The sequence below is a fragment of the Aeromonas aquatilis genome, from assembly GCF_054052405.1.
The window spans coordinates 1-376 of the sequence record NZ_JBSTYP010000187.1; the positions used below are offsets into that span (position 1 = coordinate 1).

General features: G+C 61.2%; 1 pseudogene. It reads right to left on the reverse strand.

The window, feature by feature from the left end:
* Window positions 1–376, reverse strand: a pseudogene (locus ACW5W8_RS23945) (terminase); the annotation flags it as partial.

Consider the following 376-nt stretch of genomic DNA (forward strand, 5'->3'; position numbering starts at 1 on the left):
TCGAACGGTCACCATGCTCGAGACCTTCTGCCACGTCGGCGCCAATAGCGTAATCCTCGTCAGGGTCGGGCAGCTCCCATACCAGCAGCATGTTTTCGACTGAGCGCTGGCCTTGCTCGTCCAGAGTCTCGGGTTTGCGAGCCTTCTCCCGGCGGCCGGTAACCGGGTCCATGTCATAGACGATGAGCGGGGCAATGCAGTCGCCCTCTGCAGCCATGGTGACAATGGGGTCAAATACCCTGCGGCCAGACGTCAGGAAGGCCTCCAGCGGCGTGCTCGGGAACTCCTGTTTCATCTCCTCGCCTTGGGTTGACTCCTTGAGCACGTACCACTGGCGCTGCTCATCACTGATGGTGCAGCCCATCGCCTTCTCGAC